We start from the raw sequence: 24,521 nt of genomic DNA, 5'->3' as shown, positions 1-24,521 counted from the left end.
GCGGCGGCTTGCGTCCTCAGTATCGCACCGTCGACTGTTAGGGAGGCACGGGGGCGCCTCCCGCCGTCGGCCGGGCTCAGGGTACTGGACCGCGATAGTCTGCCGCGGCGCTAGGCTGGGGACATGGGCACAGCTCTCCGCACACCACCCGCGCCGCAGCCGGAGCTTTACCGGTTCTCCCGGCTCGATTTCATCACTGTTGGACTCTATGTTGCCGTGGCCGCATTCTTCGCCGTGGCGGGCGCGTTGTTGGCGCCACTGCTGCTGCAGATCTCGCCCAATCCTGCGGTGGCGTCCTACGCGGTGAACCTGGTCTTTTACGCCACCATCGGCGCCCTTGCCCTGGCCGCCGCTCGGCGCGTCGCCGCCCGCGACCTCCGCGTCCTGGCCACCAGGCCCTGGTTCACGGCGCTCATGGTGCCGCTGGCCGTCGTGGTGATGCTCATCGTTACCGCGGTTCTCGTGGCCGTCAGCGGGCCGGTACAGACCTCCGCCAATCAGGCCGGTCTCCAGGCGCTCATGCAGCAGGTCCCGGTGTGGCTCATGGTGCCGCTGCTGGTGATCGTGGGCCCGTTCGTCGAGGAATACATTTTCCGCCACCTGCTGATCGGCAAACTGAGCCGCCGGGTCAACCTCTGGGTCTGCTGCGCCCTGTCCGTGGTCCTCTTCGGGGCCCTGCATATCGTGGGCCAGGAGCAAATGACCCTGCAGGTGCTGATGCCCTACCTGGCCATGGGTGCCGTCCTGGTGTTCGTCTACGTCTGGACCGGGAAGAACGTGATGTTCTCCTACTTCGTCCACGCCTCCAAGAACCTCCTCGCGGTCATCTTCATCTACGCGATTCCGCCGGAGGTCCTCGAACAGCTGCAGCAGGTCCAGGGCTAGCCGAACCATCGCGGGGTCACTTGGCGCCCATTCCGGTGCCCCGCATGGACGCCAAGTGACCCCGCGATGCTTTGGGATTGTCGGGGGCCGGGCCCTTCCGGCGCGGGCGCCGACGTCGTAGGTTCTTTCCATGACACTGAACATCCAGATCGCCGTGGACTGCAAGAACCCGCACGAGCTCGCCGACTGGTGGGCTGAAACACTGGAATGGGCCGTGGAGCCCCAGGATGAGATCTTTATCCACTCCATGATCGAGCAGGGCTTCGCCACGGAGGCAGACACCACCACACACCGCGGCAGGCTCGTGTGGCGCGAGGGCGCCGCGATCCGCCCGCCCGACGAAATTGACGCCAAATCGCCCGCCCGGCGCATTCTGTTCCAGATCGCCCCGGAGGAAAAGACCGTCAAGAACCGGGTCCATTGGGACGTGAGGCTCGCGGGCGCGGATAAGGACTCAGTGCGGGCCCTTGTTGCGCGTGGCGCCACGTTCCTCTGGACGGCCAACCAGGGACCGCATTCCTGGCACACCATGGCGGACCCGGAAGGCAACGAGTTCTGCATCAGCTGACGCGATTACTAGACTCGGACTGTGAGCAACGAAATCCCCGCCAAGGTATCCGACGTCTTTGACCCCACCCGGTGGCGCACCGTGTCCGGTTTCGACGACTTCCAGGACATGACTTACCACCGGCAGGTGGAGCGTGGCGCGGACGGCTCCGTGGTCCGGGACCTGCCAACCGTCCGCATCGCCTTCGACCGCCCCGAGGTCCGCAACGCCTTCAGGCCCGGCACCGTGGACGAGCTCTACCGCGCCATGGACCACGCCCGGATGACCCCGGACGTGGCCACGGTCCTGCTCACCGGAAACGGCCCCTCCCCCAAGGACGGCGGCCACTCGTTCTGCTCCGGCGGGGACCAGCGGATCCGCGGCCGCGACGGCTACCGGTACGCCAACGGGGAATCGACGGAAACCATCGACCCCGCCCGCGCCGGCCGGCTGCACATTCTGGAAGTCCAGCGGCTCATGCGCACCATGCCCAAGGTGGTCATCGCCGTCGTCAACGGCTGGGCGGCCGGCGGCGGGCACTCCCTCCACGTCGTCTCGGACCTCACCATCGCCTCCCGCGAGCACGGAAAGTTCAAGCAGACCGACGCCACCGTGGGTAGTTTCGACGCCGGCTACGGCTCGGCCCTGCTGGCCCGCCAGATCGGCCAGAAGTCCGCCCGGGAAATCTTCTTCCTGGCCCGCGAATATTCCGCCGAGGACATGGTCAGGATGGGCGCCGTGAACGAGGCCGTGGACCACGCCCGCCTTGAGGAAGTCGCCCTGGAGTACGCCGCGGACATCGCCCGGCAGTCCCCGCAGGCCATCCGCATGCTCAAGTTCGCGTTCAACCTGGCCGACGACGGCCTGGCCGGCCAGCAGGTCTTCGCCGGGGAGGCGACCCGCCTCGCGTACATGACCGACGAGGCCGTGGAGGGCAAGGAGGCCTTCCTCGAGAAGCGCGATCCCGACTGGTCCGCGTTCCCGTACTACTTCTAAGGCGCACTGTGACTTCCGGAAGCATGAACATCGAGCCCGCGCTCAAGGCGCTGGCTGCCGCCCTCCACGGCGAGGGTCCCGCCGTCGAGCTCTCCGCCGGGCCGGACGGCTCACCGGCGCTGGGCTTCCCTGACACGGCCGGCATCGAGGACGCGGCCGTCGTGGTGCGGACCTCCGGGTCCACTGGCACGCCGAAGGCAACCGTCCTGACCGTCGAGGCCCTGGCGGCCTCGTCCGTGGCGACCGCCTTTGCGCTCAAGGGCGAGGGCCAATGGCTGCTGGCCCTGCCCGTCCAGTACGTGGCCGGGGTGCAGGTGCTGGTCCGCTCGCTCTTTGCGGGGACCCGCCCGTGGGTCATGGACCTGTCCGGCGGCTTTACGCCGGAGGCCTTCACCGCAGCGGCGCTGGAGCTCACGGACAAGATCCGTTTCACCTCCCTGGTGCCCACCCAGCTTCGGAGGCTGCTGGATACGCCCACGGCCGAGACATTGGCGGTGCTGCGGCGCTTCAACGCCATCCTGCTCGGCGGCGGTCCCGCGCCGGCGGAGCTGCTCGCCGCGGCCCGGGACGCCGGAGTCCGCGTGGTGACCACCTACGGCTCGTCCGAGACCTGCGGCGGGTGCGTGTACGACGGCTTCCCGGTCGAGGACGTCCTGGTCCGGGTGGAGGACGACGGCCGCATCCTCCTGGGCGGGGCAACCATCGCTGCCGGGTACCTTCAGGCCCCCGAACTCTCGGCCGCGACGTTCAGCGAAGAGGACGGCGTCCGCTGGTACCGCACCAACGACCTCGGTGAACTGGACGCCGACGGGCGGCTCACCGTGCTCGGCCGGGCCGACGACGTCGTCATCACCGGCGGCGTCAAGGTTTCCGCCGCCCATGTCCAGGCTGAGCTGGAAAAGCTCGACGGCGTGCGGGCGGCTTTTGTCGCCGGCGTGCCCTCTGCCGAGTGGGGCCACGCCCTGGCTGCGTACGTCGCCGTGGGCGACAGTTCCGCGGAAGGCCTGGCGGCGTTCGCCGCCCGCCAGAACGAAACCTGGGGACCGATGCTGGGCGCCCTGGCCCCGAAAACGGTCCTGCCCGCGGCGGAACTGCTCATGCTGCCCAACGGCAAACCGGACCGCCTGGGCATGACGGTCCTGCTGGATGCGCTCCATCAGGGAAAATAGACAAGCCGCTTCCGGCCAGCTCTCCAACCAACCAACGAGTATTCAACCAACAGCGAGTATTCAACCAACCAACGAGGTACTGACCGTGGCCACAGCCGCACAATGGATCCAAGGCGCCCGACTGCGCACCCTGCCGGCCGCGATCGCACCGGTGCTGATCGGCAGCGCAGCCGCCTACGAGATGGATTCGTTCATCCTGCTGAACGCCGTGCTGGCCGCCTTGGTGGCCCTGCTCCTTCAGATCGGCGTGAACTACGCCAACGACTACTCGGACGGCATCCGCGGCACGGATGAAGATCGGGTGGGTCCCCTCCGGCTCGTGGGCTCGGGCGCGGCCAGCCCGGAGCACGTCAAACGGGCCGCGTTCGCGGCGTTCGGGCTGGCGATGCTGTTCGGCCTGATCCTCGTGATCATCACGCAGGCCTGGTGGCTCATCCTGGTCGGCGTCGGCTGTGTGCTGGCCGCCTGGGGCTACACAGGCGGCAAGAACCCGTACGGCTACCTCGGCCTGGGCGACGTCTTCGTGTTCGTGTTCTTCGGACTCGTCGCAACGCTGGGCACCACGTACACGCAGGCGGGGCAGCTCAGCCTCGCCGCCATCATCGGGGCGATCGGCACCGGGCTGATCGCGTGCGCGCTGCTGATGGCCAACAACGTCCGCGACATCCCGACCGACAGAAAGGCGGGAAAGAAAACCCTGGCCGTCCGGCTCGGAGACAAGCACGCACGCGAAAGCTACGTGCTGATGCTTGCCGTCGCGATCCTGCTGGTCATCGTCCTGGCCCCCGCGCGGCCGTGGATGCTGATCGTGCTGCTGCTGATCCCCGCCAGCCTCATGCCGTCCTGGCTGATGATCGCCGGGCGGCGGCGCAAGAGCCTCATCCCCGTCCTGAAACAGACCGGACTGATCAACCTGGGCTTCGCCGGGCTGTTTTCACTCGGGCTCATCCTCAGCCACGGGTTCTAAGGCCGCGGCCCTGAGCCGCAGCTGTGCACGGACTGCTTGAACCAGGACTGGTTGAACCAGGACTGGTTGAACCCGCGGCCGGGCTCAGGCCCCTGGCTGCTGGGAATCCTTGCGGCGGTGCTCCGTGCGGACTGCAATGTCGGGGTTCGCGTCCACGAGGCGGTCTTCGGCGTCGGCGTCAGCAACCTCGCCGGCGCTGCGCAACGGCTTCGCCTTGCCCGAGAACCGGTGGTGGAGCGTCGCGGTGGCCGCGTCGCGCTGCCTCTGGAAGAACAGGAAGCTGATAGCGAAGGACATCATCCCGGCGCACAGGGCAGCCAGGAGCACGCCCAGCTGCAGGTAGAGGAAGAGGGCAAACAAGGGCGCAAACAGCGCCAGCCGAATCAGGGTGTATTTGAGGAAAGCCACCCCTCAAGTTTAGCCGCCAGAACGGCGGCGCTGCTTCGGTCTCCCCCGCCCCTCGCCGCTGCGGCCGGCGGCCTGCACCCGGGCACAGTGGCAGGCGCCGTGGAGGCGCCCGACGGCTAGACTGAAGATATGCTCCGTGTAGTGGTTCCGATCGTCATACTGGCCGTCTTTGTCTATGGACTGGTGGACCTCATCCGCACTGATAAGCGGCTGACCAGGGGCATCTCCAAGACCGCCTGGATCTTCGTGCAGGTCCTCCTCCCCGTAGTCGGCGCCACCCTGTGGTTTCTCCTTGGCCGCCCCCGCGCCACGGACACCGCTCCGGTCGCCTACAGCCACCCGGTAGCGCCCGACGACGATCCCGACTTCCTCCGCAACCTTGAAATCCGCCGCCGCAACCAGGCCGAGGCCGACAGGCTCAAGAAGCTCAAGGAAGAACTCGAGGCCAAGGAACGCAAGCCCGACGCCGGCGGCGCGGAAGCCAGCGGCACCGAAGGTGCCGGCGATGCCCACGAACCCGGCGACGCCGGAACGCCAGGAACCGACGAGGTTAAGTAGCGCGAGGTTCAACAGCGCGGAGTTCAGTAGCGCGAAGTTAGGCAGGGCGAGGTCCAGTGGGTGGGTTGACCGTTGCACTATTCCTGTTGCCACCGTGGTGAACAGTGACGAAAGGCCCCGCGCCAAGCGCGAATCCGGCGCCTAGAATGGGTAGATCATCGGCCAAAGCACCTTGGCCTCGGAAGTGGTGGAATGCGTTTGAACAGTGAAAATGCGTTTGAACAATGAAATGTGTTTGAACAATGAAATGTGTTTAAACAATGGAATGCCTTTGAACCATGGATAACATTTCGCGCAGGACCCTACTATCCGCCGGCTTGGGTGCCGGCATTCTCATTTCGTTGCCCGGGCCCGCTGCGCCCAGCATCTCAATCGCGGAGGATACCGGGCTCCGGGGCGACCCGTTCATGCTCGGCGTCGCCTCAGGCGAACCGTGGCCGGACGGCTTCGTGCTCTGGACCCGCTTGGCGCTTGACCCGCTCGCCGAGGATGGCCTCGGCGGAATGCCGTCCCGGAGCATCCCGGTCGCCTGGGAGGTAGGCGAGGACGCCGCGATGGGCAAAGTGGTGGCCCGGGGCCTTGAATACGCCCATGTAGAGAGCGCCCATTCCGTACATGTGGAATTACGGGGGCTTCAGCCGGGCCGCGAGTACTTTTACCGGTTCCGCTGCGGACGTTATGTTAGTCGCACTGCCCGGACGCTTACGAGCCCCGCACGCCATGAAACTCCGGCGGCGCTCGCGATGGCCTTCGCCAGCTGCGCGAAGTATGAGCAAGGCTACTTCACGGCGTATGCCCGCCTTGCCCAAGACCACCCTGACCTGGTGCTGCACCTTGGCGACTACATCTACGAACGCCGCAGCGGCACCGATGTCCGCGAAGAGGCCCGCCACCTCGACGTGCTGGAGACCGTAACGCTTGAGGGCTACCGTCAACGCCATGCACAGTACAAGTCCGACGCCGATCTGCAGGCTGCGCATGCGATCGCACCGTGGCTGGTGGTATGGGACGACCACGAAGTCGACAACAACTATGCGGATGACGTTCCGGAGGACAGGGATCCGAGGGAGATGAACGATACCGCTGCGCGATTCCTTGAGCGCCGCGCCGCGGCCTTCAAGGCCTACTACGAGAACATGCCGTTGCGCGCGTCCTCAGTGCCGGCCGGAACGGACATGAAAATATATCGCACGATCCAGTGGGGCCAGTTGGCCAATTTCCATATGATGGACACCCGGCAGTACCGGGACGCTCAGATCTCCGGCGGCGGCCGGGGCAAGAATGTTGCCGGGCGGCTGGACAAGAACCGCACAATCACCGGCACCCTGCAGGAGAAATGGCTCCTGGAAGGCTTCAAGAACTCCACCCAGCGCTGGGACATCCTGGGCCAGCAGGTTTTTTTCGCGGAACGGGACCGCAATGCGGCCGCCAGCATCGACGACGTCTCCATGGACAGTTGGGACGGCTACGCGGCATCTCGGCGGCGCATTACCCAGGGGTGGGTGGATGCCAACGTGCGCAACGCCGTCGTACTCACAGGGGACGTGCACCGGCACTGGGCCAACGAACTGAAAATCGATTTCAAGGACCCAGACTCGCCGGTGGTGGGCTCAGAACTGGTCAGCACGTCCATTACCTCCGGGGGCAACGGTTCAGGTGCCACGTTCGATCCAGTCATGGCGTGGAACCCGCATTTGAAGTTTTTTAACAATCAGCGCGGCTACGTGACTACGCGAATCACCAAGGACTCCCTACAGGCGGATTTCCGCGTACTGGACTTCGTCAGCGTGCCGGGTTCCCCAGTCAGCACCAAGGCCTCGTTCCAGATCAACGACACAGTCCCGGGCCTCGAGCCCCAGGCCTAGCTGTACCCGGCCAGACGCACGGTCCCCGCCGGTCCCCTGTCCCCGGCCGGCGGGGCTGCAGCTTTAAAGCCCCGAGTAGGAGTGCAGGCCGTTGAAGAACTGGTTCACGATCGTGAAGTTGAAGACCACGCACAGGTAGCCGACGATCGACAGCCAGGCGGCACGGGTTCCGGTCCAGCCGCGGGTGGCGCGGGCGTGCAGGTATCCGGCGTAGACCACCCAGATCACGAACGTCCAGACTTCTTTCGTGTCCCAGCCCCAGAACCGGCCCCATGCCTTCTCGGCCCAGATGGCGCCGAACATCAGCGTAAACGTCCAGCCGACGAACGCGATGGCGTTGATGCGGTAGGACAGGTTCTCCAGGCTCAGGGCGTTCGGGACCAGGCGCATGAACCCGAGCTTGTCGGCACCGCCGGCGGCGATGGTCTTCTGCCGGTGCGACTGCACGAGCTGCAGCGCGGACATGGCGAACGTCAGGGTGAACAGGGCCGAGGACATCACTGCGATGGAAACGTGGATGATCAGCCAGTAGCTCTGCAGCGCCGGCACGAGGTGGCCCACGGGCGTCCAGAAGGCGATGGAGGCCGCAACCAGCATGATGATGGCCAGGCCGATCACAAACGTGCCCAGGAAGCGCAGGTCGCGGCGGATCAGCACCAGCAAGAAGACGGCCACGGCCACGAACGCGCCGGTGGTGAGGAATTCGTACATGTTGCCCCACGGCACCCGGCCGGCACCCAGCGCGCGGGTGATCACCCCGGCCGCGTGAATTGCAGCGCCGAGGACCGTCAGCGCGACGGCCACCCGGGCAGGGGCACGCCGCTCACCGGCGTAGCGCATGCTGCCGTCGGCGGTCTGGCCCGCACCGGCCGCGGTGCCGCGGCCGGAGACGGCCGACGTCGGACGCTCGGCACGGCCTGCAGGGCCGCTGACGTCCGCATCGGAGCGGTCAACGTCGCCTCCGGCGCTCCCCGCCCCGACGCCGACGGGTATGCGCGCGGCCTCAGCAGGGGTCGCCTGGGCGGCCAGTTCGGCGGCCTTGAGGTCCACCGCGCGCAGCATCTTGCTGCTCTTGGCCAGGTCCCAGGCGAAGGCGATGAACGCCACGGTGTACGTGCCGGCGGCCAGCAGCATGAAGAGCTCGCTGTACTGGCCCATGGTTTCGTTGATCGAGAACAACATTACTGATCCTTCTTCGACTCGGAGGAGCCGGCTGTTGACTGGATGAAGTCTTCTGCGGGTTGTTCTGGGGTGGCGTGTGTGCCGCCGTCTGCCGTGCTGCCTGTTGCCGTGCCGGCCTTATCCGCCCGGTCATTATCCGCCGTTGCGCTGGGAGCAGGCTGGGAACCGGTCGTGGCGTCCACGCCCAATAGCCACTCGTCGGAGAGGATTTTGCGTATGGCCGCCGCCTCCCCGGCGAGGCGGTGGTCTTCACCGCGGGCCAGGAGACCGTACTCCACCATGGTGCGGCCGTCCGCGTGGGTGCCGGCGCGGACCCAGACGCGGCGCCGGTTCACGTAGAGCGAGGTCACCAGCCCCGCCACGGCCAGGAGCGCGAAGATCAGGGCGTACAGCTGGCCGGGGTTGTGGTGGATGTCCACGCCGATGTAGCGCTTGACGCCGTCGAAGCTGATGGAACCCTTGCCGTTCGGCAGCGTGTAGCTGCTCCCGGGCGCCAGGACAATGCCCTTCGTGGCCAGGTTGCGGGCGTTGAGCGGCGTCAGCTTCTTGACGTCGAGCTCGAAGACGTTCTGCGGGGAGCCAGCGTTCAGGCCGAGGTCGCCGAAGTAGGAGTTCAGCGTCAGCTGAGGGTTGATCAGCTCCGGGTCACCGCTGAAGGACACGCCCTTGTCGGAGACGAACGCCGTCGGCAGGAAGAACCCGGCGAAGGCGAGCTGTTCCGGTTTGGCGTCCGGGACCTTGATGACCACGGAGGAGTAGTAGTTCTCGCCCTGGAGCTTAGCCACCACGGGACCCTGCATGGCGATGTTTCCGGCGCCGTCGCGGACGGTGACCACAGGAGCGTAGCCGTTGCCGGTGAGGTACACGCTGGTGCCGCCGAGGCTCAGGGGGTCGTTGACCTTGAGTACTTCCTTCTTGGCGGGTGCGTCCGGGTTTTCCTTCGTGGTCACCGCGGCCGTGAAGTCGATGGGCTGACCGAACTTGCCCTTCGACTCACGGTCGAACTTGATGTCGAATTTATCCAGCTGCACCGAATACGGCTGGAGTTGGCTGCTTTGGAAATTGGTGCCGGGCGTGAACTGGTCGTAGCCGACGAGGGTGTTGACGAACGTGTCACCCTCCACCAGGATCCGCTGCCCGCTGTAGCCGAAGAGGCCGCCGGCCGCCACCGAAACCAGCACGCCGATCAACGCGGTGTGGAAGACGAGGTTGCCGACTTCCCGCAGGAAGCCGCGTTCGGCTCCCAGGGAGGGGCGGGCGCCGTCGCGGTCCCGGACGTCCACGCGGTATCCGCGTTTCTTCAGCAGTTCCGCGGCGTCGGAAATGGCGGCCGACGCCGGGACCCCATCGTCGGCCGGAATCACGAGGGTGCCGTATTCGGGGAGCCTGGACAGCCGGGCTGGCGTGCGCGGGGGCTGGGAGCGCATCGCCTTGTAGTGCGCGATGGCGCGCGGGATCACGCAACCGATCAGCGACACGAACAGCAGGATGTAGATCGCGGAAAACCATGCCGACGAGTACACGTCATAGAGCTGCAGCGAGTCCAGGATCTTCCCGTAGTCCGGGTGGTCCTTGATGTACTGGGTGACAATCGCCGGGTTGGCCGGGCGCTGCGGGAACAGCGAGCCGGGCACGGCGGCGACGGCAAGCAGCAGGAGCAGAAACAGGGCCGTGCGCATGCTGGTCAGCTGCGTCCACGCCCACCGGAGCATGCCCCAGGGACCCAACGAGGGCAGGACGGCCTCGGGCTTCGGGGACTTCTTCTTCTTTTCGTTCACGCGCTCGCTCATCAGATTGGCAATTTCACATCGGTTTGGAACCAGTACTGCAACCCGGAGACCCAGGTGCCCCACACCCCGCTGGCCATCAGAATGCCGAGCAGGATCAGGATGCCGCCTCCGGTGCGCTGGATGGCGAGCCGGTGCTTGCGGAAGAAGGACATCAGGCCGATGCCGCGGCGCACGGCCAGGGCGATCAGCAGGAACGGGATCCCCAGCCCCAGGCTGTACACGAAAGCCAGGAACGCGCCCTTGGCCGCCGAGGAGCCGCCGGAGAGGCTGAGCAGCTGGACGGCGGAATAGGTGGGGCCGATGCACGGCGCCCAGCCGAGCCCGAAGGTGATGCCCAGCAAGGGCGCGCCCCACAGCCCGGCCGGTGGTTTGGCATGGATCTTGGCATCGCGCTGGAGCCAGCCGAAGCCGCCCATGAACACGACACCCATGATGATCACCAGGACGCCCAGCAGCTGGGTGATCCACTTGTTCTGCGAGCCGGTGATGAGGCTGCCCAGCTGCCCGAACGCCCCGCCGAGCAACACGAAAATCACGGAGAATCCGAGGACGAACAGCCCGATGCCGGCCAGCATGCGGCCGCGCCTTTGCTTCTGCAGGTCGACGCCGGTCAGTCCCGTCACGTAACCCAGGTATCCGGGCACTAGCGGAAGGACGCACGGCGAGAGGAACGAGACGAGTCCGGCCAGCAGCGCGACGGGAATGGCAAGCAGGAGCGATCCATTCAGGATGGCTTCGGCGAAGGGGCTGTTCACGGCTGGGCCCGCGCTACTCGGCCACGGCGGAGGCGATGAGGGATTTCAGGGTGCCCTGCTGGATTTCGCCCAGGACCCGGGAGGCGACGCGGCCTTGCTTGTCCAGCACGAGGGTGGTGGGCACGGCACCGGGCGGCACGAGTCCGGAGACGGCCAGCAGCACCGCGCCGTCCTTGTCATTGAAGCTCGGGTACGTCAGGTTGAAGGTCTTGTCGAACGCGTCGGCCGTGGCCTTCTCGTCGCGCAGGTTGACGCCGAAGAACTGCACGCCCTTGGTCTTGAATTCCTGGTGCAGCGCCTCGAGGGAGGGCGCCTCGACTCGGCACGGGGCGCAGGCGGCGAACCAGAAGTTCAGCACCGTGACCTTGCCGGGGAAGTCCGCCGACGTGACGGCCGTGCCGTCGAACAGCGTCCCCTTCAGCGCCACGGGACTCTTACGGTCAGCGACGGCGAACTCGGTCACGGCCCCGTCACCGGCCACGTAATTCTTGTTATCCCCGGCCTTGGCCTGCTTGGCGAGGGCGTCGTCCTGGGCGCAGCCGGAGAGCCCGAAGACGGCAGCCAGCGCGGCGCCGCCGATGGTCAGGACGCTGCGGCGGGACAGCGGAGTCCCTTCGTAGCGGTTGGCAGCCACGGTCAGGCTCCCGGGGTGCTGGCAGCACCGGGCAGGAGGGCGGCAGCGGGCTCGCTGTAGTCGACGCGCACCAGAGCGCCGGCGTCGTCGAACACCAGGGAGGTGAGGGACGTCAACGTGCATTCGCGCTTGCGCGGATCGTGCCACAGCGGCCTGCCTTCGGCGCTGAGCCGCGTGGCCCAAATGGGCAGCTGGTGGCTGACAAGGATTGCTTCGGCCCCGTTGCCGCCCAGTTCGACGGCACGGACGCGCGCGTCCTGGACCGCCGCGATGACCCGCGCGGCCTGCTCCTTGTACGGCTCACCCCAGGAGGGCCGGAACGGGTTGTACAGCCGGGCCCAGTGCTTGGGCCGGAGCAGCTCCGCCTTGGAGACGTGGAGACCCTCAAAGTAGTTCTCGGCTTCGATGATGCGGGCTTCGGTGGCAACCTCGAGGCCCAGGGCATCGGCAATCGGCTGTGCCGTCTCCTGGGCGCGGCTCAGCGGGGACGCGGCGAGGTGGACGATCCGGGCCCCTTGTTCGGATCGCTCCCGGAAGTGTTCGGCCAGCGTGCGGGCCATCTCCCGGCCGAGGTCGGAGAGGTGGAATTCCGGCAGCCTGCCGTACAGGACGCCATCGGGATTGTGGACCTCGCCGTGGCGGAGCAAATGAACAGTGGCTTGGGGCATGTCTACCAGTTTCTCAAAGATGCCGGTCGATCTGAAATCTTCTACGGAAGGTAGAACTGACGAGTTTGGAAAAATGTTCCCTGGAGTTGGAATAAAAGATGCAAATGCATGTTTATACTGGGTGAAGCAGTTAGTTGAGATTTCAACCAATGATTCTTCAACTAACGATCAGACGAACACCCGCAGTACCAACCCGACTCAAGGAGATTCACCATGGCACTTCCCACAAACGTCACCACCGGCACCTGGACCCTCGACCCGTCGCACAGCGAGATCGGCTTCACCGTCCGCCACGCCGGCATCAGCAAGGTCCGCGGTCAGTTCACCGACGCCGCGGCAACCCTGGACCTCGCCGAGAGCCTCACCGACTCCAAGGTTAACGCCTCGATCAAGACCGCAAGCTTCGACTCCGGCGACGCCAACCGCGACGGCCACGTCCGCGGCGAAGACTTCTTCGACGTCGAGACGTTCCCCGAGATCTCCTTCGTCTCCAACGCCATCGTCCCCAAGGGCGACGCCTACGAACTCCAGGGCGACCTCACCATCAAGGGCATCACCCGCCCCGTGACCCTCGAGACCGAATTCAACGGCGTGGCCGTCGATCCCTTCGGCAACACCCGCGCCGGCCTCAGCGCCGAAACCACCATCAGCCGCAAGGACTTCGGCCTGACCTGGAACGCGGTCCTCGAAGCCGGCGGCGTGCTGGTCAGCGACAAGGTTGCCATCAACCTGGAACTGGCTTTCATCGCTCCCGCAGCGTAACTAGTATTCGGTGCAGCCCAGGACCGTTCTTTTCGTCCGGTCCGGGCGGCCGACGCCGGCCCGCCGGTTCCAGCGCCCTGCTTCATCTTCGCGATGAAGCAGGGCGCTGTTGTTTGCGCCGCTGTTGGGCCGTTTCTGTTGCCGGGGGCGGGCACCGGTATGGGCTCCGCGACAGGCACGCAAGTCCCTAGATAACAGGGGTACGGCGGTCTACAGTGAGAGCCATGAGCAACCCGAGTGATGTACCCCCACAGCAGCCGGGCGCCCAGCCTCCGGCGTCGGGCAACGTCCCGCCGGGCGGTCCACAGCAGCCCCCAGTCAATCCGCCGTCCGCTCCCGGCTACCAGCCAACGCCGCCGGGGCGTCAGGGCGAGCACGGCTATCAGGCTCCCCCACCGGGGTACCAGGCACCACCGCCCGGCTATCAGGCTCCCCCACCGGGGTATCAGGCACCACCGCCCGGCTATCAGGGCCAGCCTGTGGGACATCAGGGTCGGTCTGCGTCTAGCGGCGGATTCCGCTTCGAGCTGCCCACTGACCGTCCCAGGAATTTCGGCGATGCGCTGCCTATAGGCGGTCTCTCCGGCATGTTCAAGGTCGCTGCGATGCCCACCGAGCTGAAGGTCTCGTACTGGATCTGGCTTATCGGCGGGCTGTTGGGACTCCTCGGTGGAGTCATCGGGCTGTTTGGGTCTTTCGTCCTGATCGCCTTCGCGCCGCCAATCGGACTCCTGGTGCTGCTGCTTGTCATCGTGGCGCTTGCCCTGGCAACCGCTCAGATCGTCTTGGCCATGAAGATGAAGGAAGGCCGGGAGTGGGCCCGCTTCGCCCTCACCATTCTTGTCGGCATCTCCTTGGTGCTGACATTCATCAGCGCCGGGGTCGCCGACGGCCGGGGAGGCGGAGGCCTGCTGGGCTTCATCATCAGCCTGGTGGCGACCGTGCTCATGTGGCTACCGAACGCCCAGGCCTGGTTTGTCGCCAACCGGGGCCGGATCTAGGCCTGCCGCCGCATGCGGAACCCGCCGGATCGTGGCAGCGCCGGAGCGTCCCGGGCGCGGCCGTAGCGGCCCAGGAATGAGGCTTGAGAATACCTCTCCGGAATGATCCACAGGGCGGCCGGGCCGCGGTACGGTTGAGCTAAACCATGCTGGGGGCAGGGCAGGATCTCTGGTCCCGTTGGCCGATTCAGTGATCGACACGCAAAGGACCGCTTATGAGCAACCCGCCAGTCCAGCCCCCACCGCCCAACGGCTCCGAGCCGGGCGGGGAATCCACTCCGGCCTACGGGCAGAACTCCCCGCAGGAGCCGCAGTACGGCCAGAACGCGCCGCAGTACGGCCAGCAGACACCGCCGGCGCCGCAGTACGGCCAGATCGCGCCGCAGACGCCGCCCGCCTACGGCCAGAACGCACCGCAGTACGGCCAGCAGGCGCCGCCGGCCTACGGCCAGAACGCCCCGCAGTACGGCCAGTCCCCCTATGCCCAGTACCCGTCCCAACAACCGCAGGCTCCGGGCACTGCTCCCCAGTTGGTCAATACATCCTTCTGGCTGATCGTCGCAGCCGGAGCCCTGTGGGTCATCTCGATGCTGATGTCTTTGGGAACCCTGGACACCCCCGCCGTCCGGGACATGTTCGAGCAGCAGATGGCAACGAGCGGCGCGAAGGTCGATTTCGAATCCATCAAGGGTGTCCTGATCGGCACCATCGTGGTATTCGCCCTGATCAGCGCCGGGCTCTACGCCCTCGTCGCATTCAATGTCCGCAAGGGCAAGAACTGGGCTCGCATTCTGGGCACCGTGTTCGCCGCCTTGTCGATCTTCAACATCATCCCGCTCAGCCTCGCCACGCTGGCGGCGCTGGTGGGCATCGCGGCCATCGTGCTGCTCTACCTGCCCGCAGCCTCGCCGTACTTCCAGAAGCGGCAGTCCTTGGCCAATCCCTACGGACAGCCCGGAGCCCCCTTCGGGAAGTAACCGGTCCAAGAACCACCCAGCCAAGAACCGCCAGCAGAGAGAACGGTTCGGCGGGTGCGGGAACCGGAGGGCAGGCCGATCCTAGTCGGCGTCCTCCGGGACCTGCGCCCGCTGTGCGTGATAGGCCAGAATCTGCAGTTCCGTTGCCATGTCGACCTTGCGGAGGTTGACCCCCGGGGGAACCTGAAGCATCACGGGCGCGAAGCTGAGGATGCTCCGCACGCCGGCGGCAATCACCCGGTCGCAGATGTCCTGGGCCACCGCGGCGGGCAGGGCGAGGACCACCATGTTGGCACCCGTCCGTTGCAGTACGGGCTCGAGGTCAGCGGCGTCGCTGACCCGCAGCCAGCCGACCTCGCTGCCCACCACCATTTGGTCGGCGTCGAAAATTGCCACAATGTCAAAGCCCCGCGACTCGAATCCGCCGTACCGGGCCAAGGCCTTGCCCAGGTTGCCCGCACCGACGATCGCGACTTTCCAGTCATGCGTCAGCCCGAGCGCAGCAGCGATGTTGCGGTTAAGGTACTGGACCTCGTAACCGACACCCCGGGTTCCGTAGGAGCCGACATAGGAGAGGTCCTTGCGCAGCGTCGAAGAGCTGACCCCGGAAGCCTCCGCCAGCGACTCGGACGAGACCCGGTCCACCCCTTCAGCCAGCAGTGTGGTCAGGGCGCGCAGATAGATGGTCAGCCGGGCCACGGCCGCGGGGGGAATCTGTTTGGCGGCAGTCCCGGCTCCCCCGGGGACAGCCCCGGGAGATGAATCCAGCGAAGTCACTATCTGCTCCATTGCGTCGCGTTGTGCTTCCCACTCTAGAGCCCCCGCGCTTCACGCAACAAAGCACCCCGCCGTCAGGACGGCTCACCGATGATCCGTTGCAGGGTCCGGGTCAGGCGGCCCTCGTCGATCTTCCAGAAATCCCGCTGGACCCCGTTGACCAGCACCACCGGGATCTCCTCGGCGAAGCGCTCCCGCAGCCCGGCGTCGTCGTCCACCGATTTCTCCGACCAATCGATTCCGAGCGCAGCGGTGACGCGGGCGACGGCGGCGCGCGCCTCAGCGCACAGGTGACAGTCAGCTTTGGTGATCAGTACTACATCGGGGATCGACGCGGGTTTGGCCATGCATCCACCGTAGCCCGGCGCCCGCTTCGGCGTCGATGCACGGCGCAGTCGGCCTGGGGCCGGGCCCTCCTGCCGTCGCGTCGCGCGCCCTGCGGGCGGTCCGGGGCCGGTCATTGACTAGACTCGTGGCATGCCCGAGGAGAAATACGTCATTGTGGCCAACGAGCCTGCTGCATCGACGCAGCACGGCGAGGCCGCATTTTTCGACGTCGACAACACCCTCATGAAGGGCGCAAGCCTCTTCCATGTCGCCCGCAAGCTTCACCAGCGCGGCGCGTTCACCCTGCCGCAGGCTGCCGGGTTCGCGTGGAAGCAGTTCATGTTCGTGCTGCGCGGCGAAAACATGGACGATGTCCACGCCGTCCGCGATTCCGCCCTGACGCTGGCTGCCGGCATCACGGCGAAGGACATCGAGGCCCTGGGCGAAGAGGTCTACGACGAGATGATTGAGTCGCGGATCTGGCCGGGCACCAAGGCCCTGGCGGAGCAGCACCTCCGGGTCGGGCGCAAAGTATGGCTCGTCACGGCGACGCCGATCGAGGTGGCCACGGTCATTGCCGCCCGGCTGGGCCTGACCGGGGCGCTGGGCACGGTGGGCGAGATCCTGGACGGCTCGTACACGGGGCGGCTCGTGGGCGAAATCCTGCACGGCCCGGCCAAGGCGGTCGCGGTCCAGAAAATTGCCGAGGACCAGGGGCTGGACCTCAGCCGCTGCTGGGCCTACAGCGATTCCCACAACGACATCCCGCTGCTGAGCATGGTGGGGCATCCCGTTGCCATCAATCCCGATTCCAAGCTGCGCCGTTACGCCCGCGAGCACAACTGGCCGGTGTACGACTTCCGTGCCGGCCGGCGCGCAGCCACCCTGGGATTCAAGGCCGCGACGGTCGGCGGGGCCATTTACGGCCTGTGGCGGGGGTTCTCCCGCTTCCGCGGACCCAGCCGCTAGGCCCCCGCAGCGTTCCGCTGCGGTTTCGGACCGCGCGCCGCGGTTTCAGACGAGGGCGCCGCGGATCCGTGCCGCCTGCGTCCCACGCCGCAGCCGGATTGAAATCTTCCCACCGGGACGGAGCAAGAAAAATGCCCGCCGCCTGGAAGGCAACGGGCATTTCATGCACATCGAAGTATTGCTACTTCTTATTGCGACGCTGGTGGCGCGTCTTGCGAAGCAGCTTGCGGTGCTTCTTCTTGGCCATACGCTTGCGACGCTTCTTAATAACTGAACCCACGAAAGTTCCTTACCGGCTAGATGCAGTACCTGCCTGTTGGGAAGGGTCCGCGGGCTAAGCAGCAGACTGAAACAACGGACAGGTTCTTACAATGACGTAAAACGTTCCTTAACAGGGTACCGCCTCTGCGAGGCACCCCACGACCGCGGGCCCCATGCGGGGCCCAAAGCGGCCAATTCACGCGGTGATTGTTGCCGCTGGCTGTTCAGCCAGTTCCGGCGTGCCCGTCGCTCCGGTCGACGACGGCACCCTTGAGGTACTGTTCGACGGCGTTTTCCGGTACGCGGTAAGAGCGGCCGAACCGCACGGCCGGCATCTCCCCCGAATGCACAAGACGGTACACAGTCATCTTTGATACCCGCATAAGTTCCGCGACTTCAGCCACAGTCAAAAAACGGGCCTTGGAGAAGTTGGCCTCCGTAGACATTTCCTATTCCTTTGCTCAAGCGAACGGCAGCCCCACCTGGTGACATGGCGGTGTGCCGATGCTGAGCCATCTAACAACCATGTGTTAGCAACACTAGTTGCTCATGGTGCCAATGTGAAAGGCTTCCTCAGGAATCCCCACACGATTTCCGCAGGAATCTCCGAAATCTCGCACAGCCCGCGCCTCCTGCTCAACCCTCAGGCACGCGTCCGGCGGGTGCGGGCCGAGGCGGCCAGTTGGCCAAGTACCGACGCCGTAACATCCCAGTCCATGCAGGCGTCCGTGACGCTCTGGCCGTAGACCAGCTGGTCCCGGCCGGCAGCTCCATCTTTGCCTCCGGCCGTGACGTCGGCGTTAACGGCGGCGTTGACCTCAAGGGCCTGCGCCCCACCCACCAGGAAGCTCTCCAGCATGACGCCGGCGATGGCCCCGGCCGCGGCGCCGGCACTTTCCAGCTGGGCACCAATTTCAAGGGCGACCTCGGCCTGACGGTGGTGGTTCTTACCGCTGTTGGCGTGGCTGGCGTCGACGATGAGGCGGGGGTTCAACTGCTTCGCGGCGAGCTTGGCGGAGGCCGCTGCAACGTCGGCGGCGGAGTAGTTGGGTCCCTTGCGTCCGCCGCGGAGGATGACGTGGGTGTCCGGGTTGCCGGCGGTGGCCACAAGGGCGGCCCTGCCGTCGTCGTCGATCCCGAGGAAGGCCTGCGCGGCAGCGGCGGCGCTGCACGCATCCAGCGCCACTTGGAGGTCGCCGTCTGTGCCGTTCTTGAAGCCGATCGGCATGGACAGCCCGGAAGCCAACTGGCGGTGGATCTGGCTCTCCGTGGTGCGGGCACCGATCGCGCCCCAGGCGACCAGGTCCGCGACGTACTGGGGGCTGATGGGCTCAAGGAACTCGGTGGCGGTGGGCAGGCCGAGGGCGGTGATCTGGCGCAGGAACGCCCGGGCCGCGCGCAGGCCCGCGGCGATGTCGTGGCTGCCGTCCAGGCGGGGGTCGTTGATCAGGCCCTTCCAGCCCACCGTGGTGCGCGGCTTTTCGAAGTACGTGCGCATGACGATCAGCAGGTCTTCGCGGTGCTTCTCCGCCTGGCTTACCAGCCGACGGGCGTATTCCAGCCCGGCCTTGGGATCGTGGATGGAGCAGGGACCCACAATGACGAGCAGCCGGTCGTCCACACCGTCCATGATCGCCCGGACCTCGTCCCGGCCCCGTCCCACCACCTCGGCCAGGCGGGCGTCCAACGGCAGTTCCGCCATGAGGTCCTGCGGGGTGGGGAGCGGGGTGAACTCGCTGACGCGCAGGTTCGAGGTGGAGTGCTGGGTGCCGGGGGCTGCTTCGATGCTCATGTTCGGGTCCTGTTCCGGATGCGGAGCGGGCCCTGATCAGAACCCGCCGGAGAAATGGCGAAGGGCAGAGAATAATCTCTGCCCTGTTGGCTCTGAAGGAAAGTTGGTTGCGTGTCAGTTAGACGCGGGCCCCTCCAGAGCCAACGAAAAATACGCATACCAACGGTTAGTCATAGCGTCGAGCTTAGCTCCGGGGCCGCGGCCGGGGCAAACGCCGGGCGTAACAATCCGCCGGGCCCACCGCCCCGGGACGCAGGCCGGCCCTCGAGAGTGCAGTTCTCGTCTGTGTTTGGCGCCAACACTGACGCGGAGGGTCACGTCGACGCACACGGACACCACCTAGAGTGTGAGGAACCCCAGCACGAGCATTCGACCACTCGCTCCGACCACTATGGAGGCAGCCATGACGCACACCGTTCCGCCCGGCAACCCCGAGGCTCCCACCACTCCCGGGGCCACCGCCACGGACACTGGTGCGTCCGCGTCCGGGCAAGGCACAGAGGCGGCGGCCGGCCGCGGACTCCCTGCCGCATTGAAGCGGCGGGTGCCCAAATACGCCGATCTTGCTCCGCTGATGCAGTTCAAGAAGCCGGAGTTCAGCCGGGAGGCCAGGCTGCGCCGTGCGAGCACCATCTGGGACCTGCGGGACATGGCCAAGCGCCGCACGCCCCAAGCGCCCTTCGACTACACCGACGGCGCCGCAGAGGCCGAAATCTCCCTCCGCCGCGCCCGCCAGGCGTTCCTGGACATCGAGTTCCGGCCCGGGGTCCTGCGGGACGTCTCCAGCATCGACCTCCGCACCGACATCCTGGGCGGGCCCTCCCGGCTGCCGGTGGGAATCGCGCCCACCGGATTCACCCGGATGATGCAGTCCGAGGGCGAATACGCCGGCTCCCAGGCCGCCGCGGCCGCCGGCATCCCCTACACCCTCTCCACCATGGGCACCGCGTCCCTGGAGGACGTCGCCGCCGCGGCACCCACCGGCCGCAACTGGTTCCAGCTCTACCTCTGGACAGACCGGGACCGCTCCCTGGAACTGATCGAACGCGCCGCCGCGGCCGGCAACGACACCCTCATGGTCACCGTGGACACCGCCGTCGCCGGCGCCAGGCTCCGCGACGTCCGCAACGGCATGACCATCCCGCCCGCCCTGACGCTCAAAACCGTCCTCGACGCCTCCTACCGGCCCGCCTGGTGGTTCAACTTCCTCACCCACGAACCGCTCACCTTCGCGTCCCTGTCCCGGTACACGGGCACCGTCGCGGACCTGATCAACTCCATGTTCGACCCCACCCTGACCTACGTCGACCTCGACTGGCTGCGCGAGACCTGGAAAGGCAAGCTCGTCGTCAAGGGCATCCAGACCGTCGAGGACGCCCGCAAGGTAGTGGACCACGGCGCGGACGGGATCGTGCTCTCCAACCACGGCGGCCGCCAACTGGACCGGGCACCGATCCCCTTCCACCTGCTCCCCGAGGTCTCCGCCGCGCTCAAGGCGGACCGCAGCGACGCGGCGATCATCCTGGACACCGGCATCATGAGCGGCGCGGACATCATCGCCGCCCTCGCCCACGGCGCCGACTTCACCCTGATCGGCCGCGCCTACCTCTACGGGCTCATGGCGGGCGGACGCGCCGGCGTGGACCGCGCCCTCCAAATCCTGGAAAAGGACATGGAACGCACCATGGCCCTCCTCGGCGTCAGCAAGATCGCGGACCTCACCCCGGATCACGTGCGGATCCTCGGCAGGTAGCCCGCCCGAAATGGGTGGCCGAATGCGCGGGCCGGGCGCGTACGCCGGGAGGCATACGCCGGCGGGACGGGTTACTTCTTGCGGCCGAACTTGGGCAGGTTGGCCAGGAGATCGGCGGCCTTGGTCGCGGCACGGCCCACGGTCCGCCCGATCTGCTGGGGCATCTTGTCCTCGCCTGCCGTTCCCACGGGGATGACGACGGCGGGGCTCAGCGGGCTGCCGGCAGGGCGGGCAACCAGTGCAGCGGCGGGCTCCGCGGCGACTGGCTGCGGGACGGCCGCTGCGGCCAGATTGTCCGGGACGGCGGCAGGAGTGGATTCGGGCTGGCGGGGTGCGGCCTCGTCCGCTGCTACTGCGGGGCCGACGTCGAAAGCCTGCAGCCAGTTGGCGATCCCGGCGAGCGGTTTGGGGTTGAGCGTGTAGTACCGCTTCTGGCCCTGGGCTCGCATGCTCACCAGGTCCGCTTCCCGGAGGACTTTGAGATGCTTGGAAATGGTGGGCTGGCTTGCTTCAAGCTCCTGGACCAGTTCCCCCACTGCTTTGTCTCCCTTGCGGAGGGCTACCAGAATGTCACGCCTGGTTGCCTCAGCAATGACGGCAAATACGTCGTCTGTCACCATGCCCTCCACACTAGCGACATATACGCCAGATGGCATCCACCAATTGCTGCCTGGGGACCGGCCCTTCGCCCGGGCCCGGACCTAGTCGAACCAGGGGTCCAGTCCGTGCAGGGGAAACACTGCTTTGCGGGTGGCCATGATGGTGCGGTCCACCTCGTCGTTGGGGTCGAACCCCACTTCCCAGGACCGCCACCAGAGGTCGACGTCGTCACCCATCGCCTCGGGGGGCTCTACACCGAACTTGGCCCCGTACTTGTCTTTGACATAGCGTCGCCACTCCTCCGGAACCTGGGTGCGCAGCGGTACCGGCCGCCCGGCGGCGATGGCTATCAGGTGGCTCCAGGACCGCGGAACGACGCTGACGACGTTGTAACCGCCGCCCCCTGTGGAAATCCACCGCTTAGCGCAGTACCGCGCGGCGAGGTTGCCGATGGCCGTGGCGGCCTCGCGCTGGCCATCCACACTGATGTTCAGGTGGGCGAGCGGGTCAAGCCGGTGCGAGTCGCAGCCGTGCTGGCTGACGATGACTTCCGGCAAGAACGCGCCAATAAGTTGGGGCACGACGGCGTGGAAGGCCCGCAGCCACCCGGCGTCCGCGGTGCCGGCCGGGAGTGCCACGTTCACCGCGCTGCCCTGCGCGTTCGGGCCGCCGATCTCGTTGGCGAACCCGGTGCCCGGGAAGAGGGTCAGCCCGGATTCATGCAGCGAAATAGTCAGCACACGCGGATCGTCCCAGAAGATGCTCTGCGTGCCGTCCCCGTGGTGAGCGTCGACGTCGACGTAGGCCACGCGCTGGACGCCGCCGTCGAGAAGCCGCTGGACCGCGAGGGCGGCGTCGTTGTAGATGCAAAAACCGCTCGCCCGGTCCCGGGAGGCGTGGTGCATCCCGCCGCCGAAGTTCACGGCCCGCACCGCGCTGCCGTCCAGGATGGCTGCGGCCGCGAGCAGGGAGCCGCCAGCCAGCCGGGCGCTGGCCTCGTGCATGCCGGCAAAGGCGGGATCGTCCTCGGTTCCCAGCCCCCTGGCGTGGTCGGGGGTGTCCGGGTTTTCGCTGACGCGCCGCACGGCCGCCACGAACTCCGGGCTGTGGACCGCGCACAGCTCCGCGTCGGAGGCGACGTCCGGTGCGGCCACCGTGACGTGGTCCAGATCCAGCAGCCCCAGGCTGCCGGCCAGCTTCGCGGTGAGCTCCATGCGCTCCGGCGCCATCGGGTGGGAGTGGCCAAAGTTGTAGGCGGTCATGGCAGGAGCCCACACCACCGTCGTTGGCAGCGCGGTCTGATCGAGTCCGGGCAGGAATGTCATCAATCACAGGCTACCCGAGCGGTCCCCGGCTTCCCGCGCCTGCAGGGGTGCTCCCCGCGGCCATTACCGAACTTTAGTGGTTTACTACTTGGGGAAGCAGTTTCAACCGAGGAAAAACATGACGCAAAGCCAGTCGAGGTCCACGAGCCCGGCCAACTGGCAGCCAGGTATGCCGGAGCGGGAAGGCCTGTGGATCTTCACACGCCTGCGGGACTTCATTGACGGCATCGCAAACAGCTCACCTGCCCGCCTGGCACTCTCGGCGTTCGGCCTCGTGATCCTGGTCTTCACCGCTTTGCTCTCGCTGCCCTTAGCTTCCGCGACGGGACAGGTCACACCACTCCATCAGGCGTTCTTCACCGCGGCCTCCGCTGTCTGCGTCACGGGCCTGACAGTGGTCTCCACGGCTGTGCACTGGTCCTTCTTCGGCCAGCTCGTGATCCTGGTCGGCATTTTCGTGGGCGGCTTGGGCACTTTGACCCTCGCGTCGCTGCTGGCGCTCATGGTCAGCAAGAGACTCGGTGTCCGCGGCAAGCTGATCGCCCAGGAGGCCATGAATGCCGGCCGGCTCGGCGAAGTCGGCACGCTGCTCCGGATCGTGATCGTGACCTCCGTGGTGATCGAGGCGGCCTTGGCGCTGGCTCTTATCCCCCGCTTCCTGATCCTCGGGGAGAGCTTGCCGCAGGCTCTCTGGCACGGCATCTTCTACGCAATTTCATCTTTTAACAACGCCGGTTTCACCCCGCATTCGGACGGAATCGTCCCCTACGAAACCGATCTATGGATCCTCGTCCCGCTCATGCTCGGCGTGTTCTTGGGCAGCCTGGGCTTCCCCGTTGTCATGGTGCTGCACCAGAACGGGCTGCGGTGGAAGAAATGGAACCTTCACACCAAGCTGACCATCCAGGTCTCCTTCATCCTCCTCGCCGCCGGAACGGTCCTCTGGGGCTTCCTGGAGTGGGACAACCTGCGCACCATCGGGGACATGGATCTCGGCGACAAGATCACGCATGCGCTGTTTGCCTCAGTCATGCTGCGCTCCGGCGGCTTCAACCTTGTGGACCAGAACCACATGGAGTCCACCACCATGCTGCTCTCCGATGCCCTCATGTTCGCCGGCGGCGGCTCGGCCTCCACGGCCGGCGGCATCAAGGTGACCACCATCGCGGTGATGTTCCTGGCCATCGCCGCCGAGGCCCGCGGCGACGCCGACGTGAAGATCTACGGTCGCACCATCCCGGAGGGCACCATGCGCGTGGCCATCTCGGTGATCGTCGCCGGCGCCACCCTCGTCTCGGTCTCGGCCCTCCTGCTCCTGCACATCAGCCATGCCTCCCTGGACCGGGTCCTGTTTGAAACCATTTCCGCCTTCGCCACGGTGGGCCTAAGCACCAACCTCAGTGCAGAGTTGCCGCCGTCGGGCGTTTACGTCCTCGCTTTGCTCATGTTTGCCGGGCGCGTCGGGACGGTCACCCTTGCCGCAGGCCTGGCCCTGCGCCAGCGCAGCCAGCTGTACCACTACCCGGAAGAGAGACCCATCATTGGCTAGTTCC

26 protein-coding genes are annotated in these 24,521 nt (G+C 66.5%); 13 read left to right on the top strand and 13 right to left on the bottom strand.

Annotated elements, in window-relative coordinates:
* Positions 1 to 123 precede the first annotated feature (123 nt).
* The 5 genes from AC1DEM_RS11535 to AC1DEM_RS11515 all read left to right on the top strand — a co-directional run bounded on the left by AC1DEM_RS11535 (position 124) and on the right by AC1DEM_RS11515 (position 4,564).
* Positions 124 to 885 (top strand): lysostaphin resistance A-like protein, encoded by a 762-nt coding sequence (locus tag AC1DEM_RS11535; protein WP_476884492.1) that lies wholly within the window; start codon positions 124 to 126, stop codon positions 883 to 885.
* A 130-nt stretch (positions 886 to 1,015) separates the two neighbouring features.
* Positions 1,016 to 1,453 carry a VOC family protein gene (locus AC1DEM_RS11530; protein ID WP_476884491.1) on the top strand — a complete coding sequence of 146 codons (438 nt, stop codon included), beginning with the start codon at positions 1,016 to 1,018 and terminating at the stop codon, positions 1,451 to 1,453.
* A gap of 21 nt (positions 1,454 to 1,474) precedes the next feature.
* Positions 1,475 to 2,428, top strand: coding sequence for a 1,4-dihydroxy-2-naphthoyl-CoA synthase (locus AC1DEM_RS11525; protein WP_476884490.1), 954 nt, complete (start codon positions 1,475 to 1,477; stop codon positions 2,426 to 2,428).
* Positions 2,429 to 2,451: 23 nt separating this feature from the next.
* On the top strand, positions 2,452 to 3,597 hold the full coding sequence (locus AC1DEM_RS11520; RefSeq protein ID WP_476884562.1) for an AMP-binding protein: 1,146 nt from the start codon (positions 2,452 to 2,454) through the stop codon (positions 3,595 to 3,597).
* 85 nt (positions 3,598 to 3,682) lie between these two features.
* Positions 3,683 to 4,564 carry a 1,4-dihydroxy-2-naphthoate polyprenyltransferase gene (locus tag AC1DEM_RS11515; protein WP_476884489.1) on the top strand — a complete coding sequence of 294 codons (882 nt, stop codon included), beginning with the start codon at positions 3,683 to 3,685 and terminating at the stop codon, positions 4,562 to 4,564.
* A gap of 84 nt (positions 4,565 to 4,648) precedes the next feature.
* On the opposite strand, the gene AC1DEM_RS11510 is transcribed toward AC1DEM_RS11515, so the two are convergent.
* Complete coding sequence (locus AC1DEM_RS11510) at positions 4,649 to 4,972, bottom strand: DUF4229 domain-containing protein (RefSeq protein WP_476884488.1); 324 nt, start codon at positions 4,970 to 4,972, stop codon at positions 4,649 to 4,651.
* Positions 4,973 to 5,101: 129 nt separating this feature from the next.
* Here AC1DEM_RS11510 and AC1DEM_RS11505 point away from each other — a divergent pair, with 129 nt between their 5' ends.
* On the top strand, positions 5,102 to 5,530 hold the full coding sequence (locus AC1DEM_RS11505; RefSeq protein WP_476884487.1) for a PLD nuclease N-terminal domain-containing protein: 429 nt from the start codon (positions 5,102 to 5,104) through the stop codon (positions 5,528 to 5,530).
* Positions 5,531 to 5,808: 278 nt separating this feature from the next.
* On the top strand, positions 5,809 to 7,395 hold the full coding sequence (locus tag AC1DEM_RS11500) for an alkaline phosphatase D family protein (protein ID WP_476884486.1): 1,587 nt from the start codon (positions 5,809 to 5,811) through the stop codon (positions 7,393 to 7,395).
* A 63-nt stretch (positions 7,396 to 7,458) separates the two neighbouring features.
* Here AC1DEM_RS11500 and ccsB read toward each other — a convergent pair whose 3' ends face one another.
* Genes ccsB through AC1DEM_RS11475 form a run of 5 tightly spaced genes read right to left on the bottom strand, consistent with a single transcriptional unit; the run spans position 7,459 to position 12,424 of the window.
* Entirely contained in the window at positions 7,459 to 8,577 is a 1,119-nt protein-coding gene (gene ccsB / locus AC1DEM_RS11495) for a c-type cytochrome biogenesis protein CcsB (protein ID WP_476884485.1), read from the bottom strand.
* Positions 8,577 to 10,367, bottom strand: a complete 1,791-nt coding sequence (gene resB, locus AC1DEM_RS11490; RefSeq protein ID WP_476884484.1) for a cytochrome c biogenesis protein ResB — start codon at positions 10,365 to 10,367, stop codon at positions 8,577 to 8,579. The genes ccsB and resB overlap by 1 nt, the downstream gene beginning before the upstream one ends.
* Positions 10,367 to 11,122, bottom strand: coding sequence for a cytochrome c biogenesis CcdA family protein (locus tag AC1DEM_RS11485; protein WP_476884483.1), 756 nt, complete (start codon positions 11,120 to 11,122; stop codon positions 10,367 to 10,369). Before AC1DEM_RS11485 ends, resB begins: the two co-directional genes overlap by 1 nt.
* 13 nt (positions 11,123 to 11,135) lie before the next feature.
* Positions 11,136 to 11,756 (bottom strand): TlpA family protein disulfide reductase, encoded by a 621-nt coding sequence (locus tag AC1DEM_RS11480; RefSeq protein WP_476884482.1) that lies wholly within the window; start codon positions 11,754 to 11,756, stop codon positions 11,136 to 11,138.
* A 2-nt stretch (positions 11,757 to 11,758) separates the two neighbouring features.
* Positions 11,759 to 12,424 carry a histidine phosphatase family protein gene (locus tag AC1DEM_RS11475; protein ID WP_476884481.1) on the bottom strand — a complete coding sequence of 222 codons (666 nt, stop codon included), beginning with the start codon at positions 12,422 to 12,424 and terminating at the stop codon, positions 11,759 to 11,761.
* 213 nt (positions 12,425 to 12,637) lie between these two features.
* On the opposite strand from AC1DEM_RS11475, the gene AC1DEM_RS11470 reads away from it, so the two are divergent.
* The 3 genes from AC1DEM_RS11470 (at position 12,638) to AC1DEM_RS11460 (ending at position 15,164) form a co-directional block, all read left to right on the top strand.
* Positions 12,638 to 13,186 (top strand): YceI family protein, encoded by a 549-nt coding sequence (locus AC1DEM_RS11470; protein ID WP_476884480.1) that lies wholly within the window; start codon positions 12,638 to 12,640, stop codon positions 13,184 to 13,186.
* A gap of 587 nt (positions 13,187 to 13,773) precedes the next feature.
* The gene (locus AC1DEM_RS11465; RefSeq protein WP_476884479.1) at positions 13,774 to 14,187 is read left to right on the top strand and encodes a hypothetical protein; all 414 of its coding nucleotides are present in this window, start codon (positions 13,774 to 13,776) and stop codon (positions 14,185 to 14,187) included.
* Positions 14,188 to 14,402: 215 nt separating this feature from the next.
* On the top strand, positions 14,403 to 15,164 hold the full coding sequence (locus AC1DEM_RS11460; RefSeq protein WP_476884478.1) for a hypothetical protein: 762 nt from the start codon (positions 14,403 to 14,405) through the stop codon (positions 15,162 to 15,164).
* Positions 15,165 to 15,245: 81 nt separating this feature from the next.
* Here AC1DEM_RS11460 and AC1DEM_RS11455 read toward each other — a convergent pair whose 3' ends face one another.
* Positions 15,246 to 15,941, bottom strand: coding sequence for a redox-sensing transcriptional repressor Rex (locus AC1DEM_RS11455; protein WP_476884477.1), 696 nt, complete (start codon positions 15,939 to 15,941; stop codon positions 15,246 to 15,248).
* A 74-nt stretch (positions 15,942 to 16,015) separates the two neighbouring features.
* Entirely contained in the window at positions 16,016 to 16,288 is a 273-nt protein-coding gene (locus AC1DEM_RS11450; RefSeq protein ID WP_476884476.1) for a glutaredoxin family protein, read from the bottom strand.
* A gap of 130 nt (positions 16,289 to 16,418) precedes the next feature.
* Between AC1DEM_RS11450 and AC1DEM_RS11445 the strand changes: the two genes are divergently transcribed.
* Positions 16,419 to 17,237, top strand: coding sequence for an HAD family hydrolase (locus AC1DEM_RS11445; protein ID WP_476884475.1), 819 nt, complete (start codon positions 16,419 to 16,421; stop codon positions 17,235 to 17,237).
* Between the two features lie 181 nt (positions 17,238 to 17,418).
* Here the strand turns inward: AC1DEM_RS11445 and AC1DEM_RS11440 are convergent, their stop codons facing one another.
* The 3 genes from AC1DEM_RS11440 to AC1DEM_RS11430 all read right to left on the bottom strand — a co-directional run bounded on the left by AC1DEM_RS11440 (position 17,419) and on the right by AC1DEM_RS11430 (position 19,290).
* The gene (locus tag AC1DEM_RS11440; protein WP_003792170.1) at positions 17,419 to 17,517 is read right to left on the bottom strand and encodes a 30S ribosomal protein bS22; all 99 of its coding nucleotides are present in this window, start codon (positions 17,515 to 17,517) and stop codon (positions 17,419 to 17,421) included.
* Between the two features lie 205 nt (positions 17,518 to 17,722).
* A complete protein-coding gene (locus tag AC1DEM_RS11435; RefSeq protein WP_090574680.1) occupies positions 17,723 to 17,944 on the bottom strand; it encodes a helix-turn-helix domain-containing protein in 222 nt (73 codons plus the stop codon).
* 197 nt (positions 17,945 to 18,141) lie between these two features.
* A complete protein-coding gene (locus AC1DEM_RS11430) occupies positions 18,142 to 19,290 on the bottom strand; it encodes a 3-deoxy-7-phosphoheptulonate synthase (RefSeq protein WP_476884474.1) in 1,149 nt (382 codons plus the stop codon).
* A gap of 403 nt (positions 19,291 to 19,693) precedes the next feature.
* Between AC1DEM_RS11430 and AC1DEM_RS11425 the strand changes: the two genes are divergently transcribed.
* Positions 19,694 to 21,043, top strand: a complete 1,350-nt coding sequence (locus AC1DEM_RS11425; RefSeq protein WP_476884473.1) for an alpha-hydroxy acid oxidase — start codon at positions 19,694 to 19,696, stop codon at positions 21,041 to 21,043.
* Positions 21,044 to 21,114: 71 nt separating this feature from the next.
* Here AC1DEM_RS11425 and AC1DEM_RS11420 read toward each other — a convergent pair whose 3' ends face one another.
* Both AC1DEM_RS11420 and AC1DEM_RS11415 read right to left on the bottom strand, forming a co-directional pair.
* Positions 21,115 to 21,663, bottom strand: a complete 549-nt coding sequence (locus AC1DEM_RS11420; RefSeq protein ID WP_476884472.1) for an ArsR/SmtB family transcription factor — start codon at positions 21,661 to 21,663, stop codon at positions 21,115 to 21,117.
* 81 nt (positions 21,664 to 21,744) lie between these two features.
* Positions 21,745 to 22,968, bottom strand: coding sequence for an acetoin utilization protein AcuC (locus AC1DEM_RS11415; RefSeq protein WP_476884471.1), 1,224 nt, complete (start codon positions 22,966 to 22,968; stop codon positions 21,745 to 21,747).
* 118 nt (positions 22,969 to 23,086) lie between these two features.
* On the opposite strand from AC1DEM_RS11415, the gene AC1DEM_RS11410 reads away from it, so the two are divergent.
* On the top strand, positions 23,087 to 24,517 hold the full coding sequence (locus AC1DEM_RS11410) for a TrkH family potassium uptake protein (RefSeq protein ID WP_476884470.1): 1,431 nt from the start codon (positions 23,087 to 23,089) through the stop codon (positions 24,515 to 24,517).
* Positions 24,518 to 24,521 lie beyond the last annotated feature (4 nt).

This window comes from Arthrobacter sp. 05T420, from assembly GCF_056396305.1.
Note: the sequence above shows the minus strand (reverse complement) of the source record. Positions and strands in the feature narration are given on the sequence as shown.